This window comes from Streptomyces sp. NH27 (assembly GCF_056859195.1).
This window is the reverse complement of sequence record NZ_JACEGK010000293.1, coordinates 1-9,919: the sequence shown is the minus strand read 5'-3', so window position 1 is coordinate 9,919 and position 9,919 is coordinate 1. Positions and strand designations below refer to the sequence as shown.

General features: G+C 67.4%; 8 protein-coding genes. 5 read left to right on the top strand and 3 right to left on the bottom strand.

Annotation, left to right across the window (positions count from 1 at the left end):
* Nucleotides 1–203: 203 nt before the first annotated feature.
* On the bottom strand, nt 204–611 hold the full coding sequence (locus AC13HU_RS22715; RefSeq protein ID WP_483043776.1) for a PIN domain-containing protein: 408 nt from the start codon (nt 609–611) through the stop codon (nt 204–206).
* Nucleotides 612–623: 12 nt separating this feature from the next.
* Nucleotides 624–821: a hypothetical protein gene (locus AC13HU_RS22710; RefSeq protein ID WP_483043775.1), complete on the bottom strand. Its 198-nt coding sequence runs from the start codon at nt 819–821 to the stop codon at nt 624–626.
* 591 nt (nt 822–1,412) lie between these two features.
* On the opposite strand from AC13HU_RS22710, the gene AC13HU_RS22705 reads away from it, so the two are divergent.
* The 5 genes from AC13HU_RS22705 (at nt 1,413) to AC13HU_RS22685 (ending at nt 9,346) form a co-directional block, all read left to right on the top strand.
* Entirely contained in the window at nt 1,413–4,994 is a 3,582-nt protein-coding gene (locus AC13HU_RS22705; protein WP_483043774.1) for a DEAD/DEAH box helicase family protein, read from the top strand.
* An 89-nt stretch (nt 4,995–5,083) separates the two neighbouring features.
* The gene (locus tag AC13HU_RS22700) at nt 5,084–6,487 is read left to right on the top strand and encodes a restriction endonuclease subunit S (protein WP_483043777.1); all 1,404 of its coding nucleotides are present in this window, start codon (nt 5,084–5,086) and stop codon (nt 6,485–6,487) included.
* Entirely contained in the window at nt 6,488–8,077 is a 1,590-nt protein-coding gene (locus tag AC13HU_RS22695) for a type I restriction-modification system subunit M (protein WP_483043773.1), read from the top strand. It begins immediately after the preceding gene.
* 220 nt (nt 8,078–8,297) lie between these two features.
* Entirely contained in the window at nt 8,298–9,104 is an 807-nt protein-coding gene (locus tag AC13HU_RS22690; RefSeq protein WP_483043772.1) for a helix-turn-helix domain-containing protein, read from the top strand.
* The gene (locus tag AC13HU_RS22685) at nt 9,101–9,346 is read left to right on the top strand and encodes a DUF397 domain-containing protein (RefSeq protein WP_483043771.1); all 246 of its coding nucleotides are present in this window, start codon (nt 9,101–9,103) and stop codon (nt 9,344–9,346) included. Before AC13HU_RS22690 ends, AC13HU_RS22685 begins: the two co-directional genes overlap by 4 nt.
* Before the next feature lie 59 nt (nt 9,347–9,405).
* Here AC13HU_RS22685 and AC13HU_RS22680 read toward each other — a convergent pair.
* On the bottom strand, nt 9,406–9,919 hold a 514-nt coding region (locus AC13HU_RS22680), incomplete at its 5' end, for a DJ-1/PfpI family protein (RefSeq protein ID WP_483043770.1).

Here is a 9,919-nt window from a genome sequence, read left to right as displayed (position 1 = left end):
GCCCCCACCCGTCCCCGACGGCTTCCACTACACCCTCACGGTCGACGACCGCGAAATCCGCTGCGCCGACCCCGGACTCACCCCGGCCCAACGGGAGTTGATCACCGCGGTCCTGGGCGAGGGCGCGTGACAGGGCCGCGGCGGCGAGGACGGCTCTTCCCCGCCCCGTGGGCCCTGACCACGCCGCATCCGCGGGCTGGGTTTCACTCGGCTCCGAGGACGCGCAAGCCGTGGTTGTCCTTGAAGTACTGGTAGTCCTTGAGATTCAAGGTGGCGAGCGGAAGGTCGTAAGTCAGGCAGCAGGAGGCGATCCACATGTCGTTGACCGGGCGTGGCAACCCCGCCTTCATGCCTGCGGCAGACAGACGGCCCCATGTTGTGGCCACGGCCTCATCGCCCGGAAGGACGGGGATGCCAGAGAGCCAGTCGGCCAGTTCCTGCCTGCGGCGGCTGCCCCAGTCGCGGATTTCGGTCCACTGGGTGAGTTCCCCGTATGTGACGAAGGTGATCAGCGGCTTGCGCCCGATGAGCCGGGTCGACAGAGGCCCGGTGAGCTTCCCCTTGTGCCCAAGGGAGGCGACATCAGTATCCAGCACGACAGGTTGCAACACGGCAACGACCTCTCAGGCCACGTCGCGGTGACGCTCGGCGTGCAAGAAGGAGAGGAACGCCTCCAACTCGTCGTCCGACTCGAAAGTATCGGCCGTGAGGTCGTCCAGGGACCGGATTGGCTGGGTATCCTTCGCCGCCAGCAGCTCTTCCACGGTCAGGCGTGGACGGACTGGCATATAGGCGGGATGGTCCGCGTCAGGCGTGCTCATAGGGGTCTCCGCGCAGGCGTCGGTCACAGGCTGTCGTTGTTCATGATACGGCCGATCATCGCTGCAGGCCGCTCGCTCAGCACCTTCGCGGTCGCAGCACGGACAGGCCCGAAGGGACAGTAGGGCTCATGCGACACGGATCTCGACCGGCGCGGTGACGACGTCCGTAGCCCCGTCCACAGAGACACCCTGTGAAGGTCCGGTCACCCCGGGAGCGGGGGCGTCCTCGAAACAGAGTTCCAGCGGCCTCACGAAGATTGACCAGAGCCTCCTCAATGGTCTCACCCCGGCTGGTGACCTCGACCTGGAGGCAGCGGGCCACGTACCACTCGCCTTCGTGAGTGATCGCGGCAGTGAGGTGCAGCGCGTGCGGTGTCATGCGAAAAGTGTGTCCCGCGCCTGCGGCCTACTCCCGCCTATCGGCGCATGAACTTGCAGGTCGTACAGCAAGACGCTTTGCGGGGGTGCGTCGTACCACCGGGCCGCGACGCACGAGCCCCCTTGCCTTGCAACTTCCCGGTCCACTCCGCCCCCGCGCGTAAACTGAGCGCTCCGCTCAGGCAGTGGGCACAGGCAGGGGGAAGAACGAGCGTGGATCAGCAATTTCGCGACTTCGCCAAGGCGTCGCCCAACTTCGGCCTGCTGTATCAGCACCAGCCGCTGCTCTCTCTTTACGGCGCCCTCGCCGAGGCAACCGTCTTCAGCAACCCCAACGCCTCCCTCGTCCAGGCGGGCCAGTTCGGCGAGATCCTCAGCGAGGAACTGATCAGCAAGATCGGCGTCCGGGTCGAAGGGGATCGGCAGGTCGATCGACTCAACGCGCTGACCCGCGAGGGAGTCCTGGTCGCCGGTATCCGCGACGACTTCGACCAGCTCCGCCGCGACCGGAACAAGGCCGCCCACAGCCATCTCTTCGACCGGGCGCGCGCGCTCGCGGCCGTCCGCACCTGCTACAAGCTCGGGCTGTGGTTCCACGACGCCCTCGACGGCCGCCGGACCGTCGCCGAGTTCGTACCGCCGACCGAGCCCAGCGGCAGCGCGCGCGTCACCGACCCAGCGGAACTGGCCGAGCTGCGCGAGGCGTTGAACGGCCACCGGCAAGCCCTCACCCAGGCCCGTACCCGGCTTGTCGCCTCCACCGACGCACTCGAAGCCGAGCGCAGAGCACGGGCCGAGTCGGAGAGCCTGATCGCGAGCGTCGAGTCGAACCGGGTCGCACTGGAGGCCCAGGTCGAACAGCTCACCGCCCAGGTCGCCGAACTGCGAACCGCCCAGCAGGCCGCGTACTTGACCCTCCGCACGGAGCCGCGCAAGGTCGACCCCCAGCGCCGTGACGCGATCATCCACCGCGCACAGCGTCCCGCCCCGCTCAACGAGGTTCAGGCACGCGAGAGCATCGACGCGATGCTGGCCGCCGCAGGCTGGCACGTCCAGGACCGCGAGGACGTCAATCCGCTCGCCGGCGAGGGCGTCGCCGTCCGCGAGTTCACCCTGGCCACGGGCCGCGCCGACTACGTCCTGTACGTGGGCGGCAGGATCGTCGGCGTGATCGAGGCCAAGCGCGAAGGCGACCATCTCTCCAGCGCCGTGGAGCAGAACGACCGGTACGCCTCCGGTGTCCGCAAGGAGCACCGCCTCGCCGTGTGGCGCGAAGCCGAGCCGTTCGCGTTCCGCTACGCCACCACCGGCACCGAGACGTACTTCCTCAACCGCCTCGACCCCGACGCCCGATCCCGCGAGGTCTTCTCCTTCCACCGGCCGGAGACGGTGGCGGCCTGGATGCGCCGCGCCGACGAGACGCCGGCGGCTCCGACCTTCCGCGCCGCCCTGCGCCGGATGCCGACACTTGAGCCCAACGGCCTCCGCCTGGCCCAGATCGAGGCGATCTCAGGGCTTGAGGAGTCGCTGGCGCACGACCGCCCCCGTGCCCTCATCCAGATGGCGACCGGCGCCGGCAAGACGTTCGTCGCGGTCTCCCAGACCTACCGCCTGCTGAAGTACGCCAAGGCCCGCCGCATCCTCTTCCTCGTCGACCGCAACAACCTCGGCCGGCAGGCGTTCGACGAGTTCAGGAAGTTCACCACCCCGGACGACGGCCGCAAGCTCTCCGACATCTACAACGTGGACCGGCTCGGCGCGGCCGGCCTGCAGGACACCTCCTCCGTCGTCATCTGCACGATCCAGAAGATGTACTCGCTGCTGCGCGGTGAACCCATCGTCGAGGACGACGCGGCGGACGACCTCGCCGACAGCCTCGACACGGAATCCTCCTATGCCACCGAGCGGCCGATCGAGGTCGCCTACAACCCGGACGTGCCGATCGAGTCCTTCGACCTGATCGTCGTCGACGAGTGCCACCGCTCGATCTACGGCCTGTGGCGGGGAGCGCTCGAGTACTTCGACGCCCACCTGGTCGGCCTCACCGCCACTCCGACGCCCCAGGCCCTGGGCTTCTTCGGCCGCAACCTGGTCTCCGAGTACACCTACCCGCAGGCCGTCGCGGACGGCGTGAACGTCGACTTCGACATCGTGCGCATGCACACCGACATCCGCGCGGCCGGGACCGTGACCATCGAGTCGGGGAACACCGTCAAGATCAAAGACCGCAAGACCCGCCGCCAACGATACGAGGCCCTGGCGGACGACTTCTCCTACTCCACGCGGCAGATCGGCCGGTCCGTGGTGACCGTGGACGAGATCCGCGCGGTGCTCACCGCGTATCGCGACAACTGGCAGCGGTGGTTCCCGGGGCGCGCCGAACTCCCGAAGACGCTGATCTTCGCCGTCGGCGAGGACCACGCCGAGGATGTCCTCACCCAGGTCAAAGAGGTCTTCGGGAAGGGCGAGGACTTCGCGAAGAAGATCACCTACAAGTCGCGGCAGGCGGGCCAGGATCCGGACGAGCTGATCCGCGCGCTGCGCAACTCCCCGAAGCTGCGGGTCGCCGTCACCGTCGACATGATCGCCACGGGGACGGACGTGAAGGCCCTGGAGTGCGTGATATTCCTCCGGGAGGTGCGCAGCGCCATGCTCTTCGAGCAGATGAAGGGGCGCGGGGCGCGGACCATCGACCCGACGGAGTTGCAGGAGGTCACCCCGCAGGGGCCGGAGGGCGCCGGTGGCGTGTCGGTGCCCGTACGGAAGGACCGTTTCGTCCTGGTGGACGCGGTCGGCGTGACGGACTCCCCCCTCGTCGACGCGAAGCCGCTCGTACCGGCCGGTGAGCGGCAGGTCTCGCTGGCCGAGCTGCTGGACAAGGCCGGGACGAAGTCGATCAGCGCGAGCGAGGCGGAGATTCTGGCGGGACGGCTGGCCCGGCTCAACCAGCAGCTCACCGACGAGGAGCGGGACGTCCTCACCCGGGCCGCGGACGGGCGCACTCTCTCCGAGATCGCGGGCGCCATCGTCAAGGCGGTCGACCCCGACCGGCAGGAAGCCGCTCTCGCGGACGGCGGCCGTCCGGCAGCCCGGCGGCTGGTCGAGGACGCGATCGCCCCGCTCACCGCCAGCCCGGACCTGCGGCGCCACATCATCGAGATCCGCCGGGACAAGGATTACCTCATCGACGAAGTCACCGCCGTCAAGCTGACGGACGTCGTGGAAGTGCCTCGGGAGGAGCGCGCCCGCGAGGAGGTCGGCAGGTGGCGCAAGCTGCTCACCGACGAGCGGGACCGGATCGCGGCGATCAGCATCGCCCTCACCAGCCCCCGGTCCGTCTCCCCCGCCGAGGCGTACGCCGCTCTGTCCGAGCTGGCCCTGGAGATCCATCGGCCGCAGTACGCCTGGACCGCGCAGACCCTCTGGACGTACTACGAGGACCTGGGCGTGGCCGCCCACCGCGCGGACGGCGAGGCCGGAGTACCCGATCTGATCGCCATGATCCGCTTCGAGCTGGGCGTCGACGACGAACTCCGGCCGTATCGGGATACTGTGGAGGCCCGCTTCGAGGGGTGGCTCCTCCGGCAGGAACAGGCCGGTGCGAAATTCTCCGACGAGCAACTGTGGTGGCTGCGGTCCATCCGCGATGTCGTCGCCAGCGACGCGGGCATCAGCCCCCAGGAGTTCAACGCGGAGCCCTTCCGCGCCCGCGGCGCCGGCCGCGGCTTCGCGGCGGCCTTCGCGGAACGGGACCCACGGTCGTTGGTCAATGAGCTGAACAGGGAACTGGCTTGAGTGATACGGAACTTCCCGCGGGGTGGGTTTGGGCCCGCCTATCGGACGTATTGAGCGAGCCTCTGATCAACGGCCGGTCCGTGAAGACCATGGACGGCGGTTTCCCAGTGCTTAGGCTTACCGCCCTGAAGTCGGACGGAATTGACTTCTCGGAGAAGAAGGAAGGCGCGTGGACAGCGACTGAGGCTGCTCCGTTCCTGGCCTCCGAAGGCGATTTCCTCTTGAGCCGGGGCAACGGTTCGCTTCGACTCGTCGGCCGAGGCGCCCTAGTTCGTCACAGCCCGGAGCCGTGTGCCTTCCCCGACACCATGATCCGTGTGCGGGTGCGCACAGACGCTATTACAGCCGGGTTCTTGCGGCAGATCTGGGACTCACAGGTCGTACGGCGCCAGATCGAAAAGGCCGCCCGGACGACTGCGGGTATCTACAAGATCAACCAGGAAATCCTCGAACGTATCGAGTTGCCCCTGCCGCCCCTCGCCGAGCAGCACCGCATCGTCGAGGCCCTGGAGGACCACCTCTCCCGCCTCGACGCCGCCGAGAATCTGATCAGAGCCGCCGTCTCGCGATCACAGCATCTCGCCGAACAGGTTTCGACTATTACCCACGGATACTCCCTCCCCGAAGGGGCGCCGGCCGCTCCTCTTCCCGATCCAGCAGGTACCAACGACGGCGCCCTCAAGAGCCTTCCGCCTACCTGGTCATGGCAGCGACTGGAAGCCATCGCAGACGTTGTCGGTGGGGTAACGAAAGACCAGAAGAAGCAGTCGGATCCCGCATTTCCCGAAATTCCCTACCTACGCGTAGCTAACGTTCAACGCGGGCGGTTGGAGCTTTCTAAAGTTTCGCTCATTCGCGTGCCCGCGAAGAAGGCACTGCAACTCGCTTTGCAACGCGGGGACGTTCTCCTCAACGAAGGCGGCGACCGCGACAAGCTCGGGCGCGGCTGGATCTGGGAAGACCAGGTCCCCGGGGCCATTCACCAGAACCATGTCTTCCGTGCACGTGTCCGCGAAAATTCGATCCACCCGAAGCTCCTGTCGTGGTACGCAAACAACGCTGCCAATTGGTTCGAGGCCAACGGCAAGCAGAGCGTCAACCTCGCATCGATCAGCCTGTCAAGAATCAAGCAGCTCCCCGTTCCGGTGCCGCCCCTCGCCGAGCAGCAGGCGATCGTAGAGCGCATCGAAGGCCAACTTTCGCTACTCGAAAACGCGGTCTCACTGTCAAAACAGGCTCTTTCAAAGGCTGCCGCACTCCGTCGTTCTCTGCTCACGCAAGCCTTCACCGGCGGCCTCGTCCCGCAGGACCCCGCTGACGAGCCCGCGTCCGTGCTCCTCGACCGCATTCGAGCCGAGCGTGCGGCCCAGGCCCAAGTCAGTAAACCGAAGCGTGCCCGGCGGGCCGCCGTGCCGAAGCAGGCCACCGCCGGCCCGGCGCCCGCCGCGAAGGCGAACCCCATTCCCACCGACGCCGTACAGCTGGAGTTCTAGGTGACCGCCGCACCCCCCGAACAGGCCGCCGCCCAGGCAAATGCCGAAGCCGCCGCCCAGACGAACAGCCTGGTCGCGAAGCTCTGGAACTACTGCAACGTCCTCCGGGACAACGGCCTCTCCACGATCGAGTACGTCGAGCAGCTGTCGTACCTGCTCTTCCTGAAGATGGCCGACGAGATCGCCGGCGACCCCTTCACGGAGGCGGAGGCGAGGGCAGTCGTACCGGCGGAGTACGACTGGCAGTCGCTCGTCACGAAGAAGGGCATCGCCCTTGAGGTCCACTACCGCAACACGCTGACCGCGCTCGCCAAGAACCCCGGCAGCACACTCGGCACGATCTTCGCGAAGTCGCAGAACCGCATCACCGAGCCCGCGCTCCTCGAAAAGCTGGTCGTGGATCTGATCGGCAAAGAGGACTGGACGATCAAGGGCACGGACCTCAAGGGCGACGCGTACGAGGGCCTGCTGGCGAAGGGCGCCGAGGACACCAAGACCGGGGCCGGCCAGTACTTCACCCCGCGCGCGCTGATCGACGCGATGGTGGACGTGATGCGGCCAGGCCCGGAGGACACCATCACGGACCCTGCGTGCGGGACGGGCGGGTTCCTGATCGCCGCACAGAGCTACATCCGTGAGAACCACAAGCGGATGTCCCGCGAACAGCGGCTCGGTCTCGGCAAGGGCAAGATCTGGGGCAACGAACTGGTCACCGGCACCGCCCGACTGGCAGCCATGAACATGCTGCTGCACGGTATCGGTGACGCCGACGGGGACTCGCTGATCACGGTCGGGGACGCCCTCGCGGACAAGCCCAAAAAGCACGCCTCCCTCATCCTGGCGAACCCGCCGTTCGGCAAGAAGTCGGCCATCACCGTCGTGGGCACCGGCGGGAAGACCGACCGCGAGGACATCTCGTACGAGCGGGACGACTTCCGCGCGACGACGACCAACAAGCAGCTCAACTTCCTCCAGCACATCATGTCCACGCTGGAGATGAACGGCCGTGCCGCCGTCGTCCTGCCCGACAACGTCCTGTTCGAGGGCGGCGCGGGGGAGAAGATCCGGCGCCGCCTCCTGGACGAGTTCGATCTGCACACGATCCTGCGGCTGCCGACCGGCATCTTCTACGCGGGCGGGGTCAAGGCCAACGTCCTGTTCTTCGAGAAGAAACCACCCAAGGCGGGCGGCGGCCACAACACGACCAAGGTGTGGGTCTACGACTTCCGCACCGGCAAGCATTTCACCCTCAAGCAGAACCCGCTCCGCCGCGCGGACCTGGAGGAGTTCGTCCAGGCGTACGCCCCGGGCGAGCCTCGGTCCGCGCGGGAGAAGGCCGAGCCGAACGAGCGCTTCAAGGCGTACACGTACAACGAGTTGATCACCCGCGACAAGGTGAACCTCGACATCACGTGGATGAAGGACCCGTCGCTCGACGACGCCGACAGCCTGCTGCCGCCCGAGGTGATCGCCAAGGAGATCGTCGAGGACCTCCAGGCGGCGCTGAGCGAGTTCGCCGCGATCGCAGAAGCTCTTGGCGGCGAGGTACCGGTCGACGCCGAGGCGACCGAGGCGGGCACCACCGACTGACGTCGCCCGCGTGCGCCCCCGAATGCGCCAAGCGCACGCGGGTCGGGGTCGGCAGGTCCGCGCGCAACCGATTCACCGTTCCGAGTGATCCTTGGGACGAACTGACCGTTTCGGTATGCGTTGTGACTACTTTTGCCCGCAATGAACCTGGCTCCGTATCGGAGGAGTCGGGGCGACGGCGGGCCACGGGCGCACGCCGCGCGCACGGGGAGGCGACCTCATGACAAACGAAGGCACCGGCAGCATGCGGGTGTTCGGCGCGGTGGTCCGCGCCGTCCGCGAGGCGGCGGGAAAGGACACCCAGCAACTCGCCGACCACGTCGGATACTCGCGGGCGATGATCACCCGCGTCGAGCTCGGCGACCGCATGCCACCGCCCACGTTCGTGGAGAAGGCGACAGCGTTCCTCAACGCGGGCGAGATTCTGTCCAAGGCGGCGGAGAAACTGGACCGCACGGAGCACCCGGCGTGGTTCGAGGGGTATGTGGACCTGGAGAAGTTGGCCGTCAGCCTGTACACGTACGACACGCTGGTGGTCAACGGATTGCTTCAAACCGAGGACTACGCCCGGGCCGTGCTGAGCGTACGAAGCCCCATGCTCGAGACCGAGGAAGTCGAGTACCGCGTGGAAGCCCGCATCGCGCGGCAAGCACTCGTCACGCGTATTCCACCAGCACAGTTGGCGTTCCTCATCGAGGAGTCCGCACTCCGACGTCTGCCGGGTGGGAAGAAGGTGCAGAAGGCACAACTGGCGCACCTGCTGAAGGTCAGCTCCATGCGCAACGTCGCCATTCAAGTGCTCCCCACGAGTTACGAAGGCCATGCGGGCTACGACGGCCCGATGCATCTGCTGGAGACCCCGGAACGGCGCCTGTTGGCCTACCTGGAGGTGCAGGGGCACAGCTTCCTCGTGCACGGCCGCGACGAGGTCAGTGAGCTCAATCAGCGTTATGCGATGATCCGCTCGCAGGCCCTTAGTGTGGGAGAGTCCGCAAAGGTGATCGAGCAGATTGCAGGGGAGCTATGACCTCCGAACTCACCTGGTTCAAGAGCAGCTACAGCGGCAGCGAAGGCGGCGAATGCATCGAAGTCGCCCTGGACTGGCGCAAGTCCACCTACAGCGGCAGCGAGGGCGGCGCCTGCGTCGAGGTCGCGGCCTGCCCCCACACTGTCCACGTCCGTGACTCCAAGGACCCCGAGGGCCCTGCCCTCGCCTTCCCCGCCGACGCCTGGGCCTCGTTCCTCAGCTACGCGGCCGAGCACGCGTAACCGCATCGACGACGGGGTCGACCCCTGCCACCCGCAGGGGCCGCCCCCGCCGACCGGCTCTACGTAGCCGGCGCCACCTTCCGCAGCACCTCCACGAACTCCCGCATCCACACCGGATGGTCGGGCCAGGCCCGCGCGGAGACCAGCCGGCCGTCGACCACGCCGTCACCGTCCTCGTACTGCGCGCCGGCCGCCACGATGTCCGGCTCCAGCGCCGGATACGCCGCCGTACGACGGCCGGTGAGCGACCCCGTGGCAGCCGGGATCAGCGGGCCGTGGCAGATCTGCGCGACCGGCTTGCCCTCCTCGAAGAAGTGGGCCACGATCCGACGCAGCCGCGGATCATTGCGCAGGTATTCCGGCGCCCGACCCCCGGGAATCACCAGCGCGGCATACCCGGCCGGGTCGACCTCGTCGAAGCCGAGGTCCGCGGGCCATGTGTAGCCGGGCTTCTCGGTGTACGTGTCGAAGCCGTCCACGAAGTCGTGCACCACGAATTGAAGCGTCTTACGGGCCGGCGCGGCGATCTCCACCGTGTAGCCCTCCTCCTGCAACCGCTGGTACGGGTAGAGC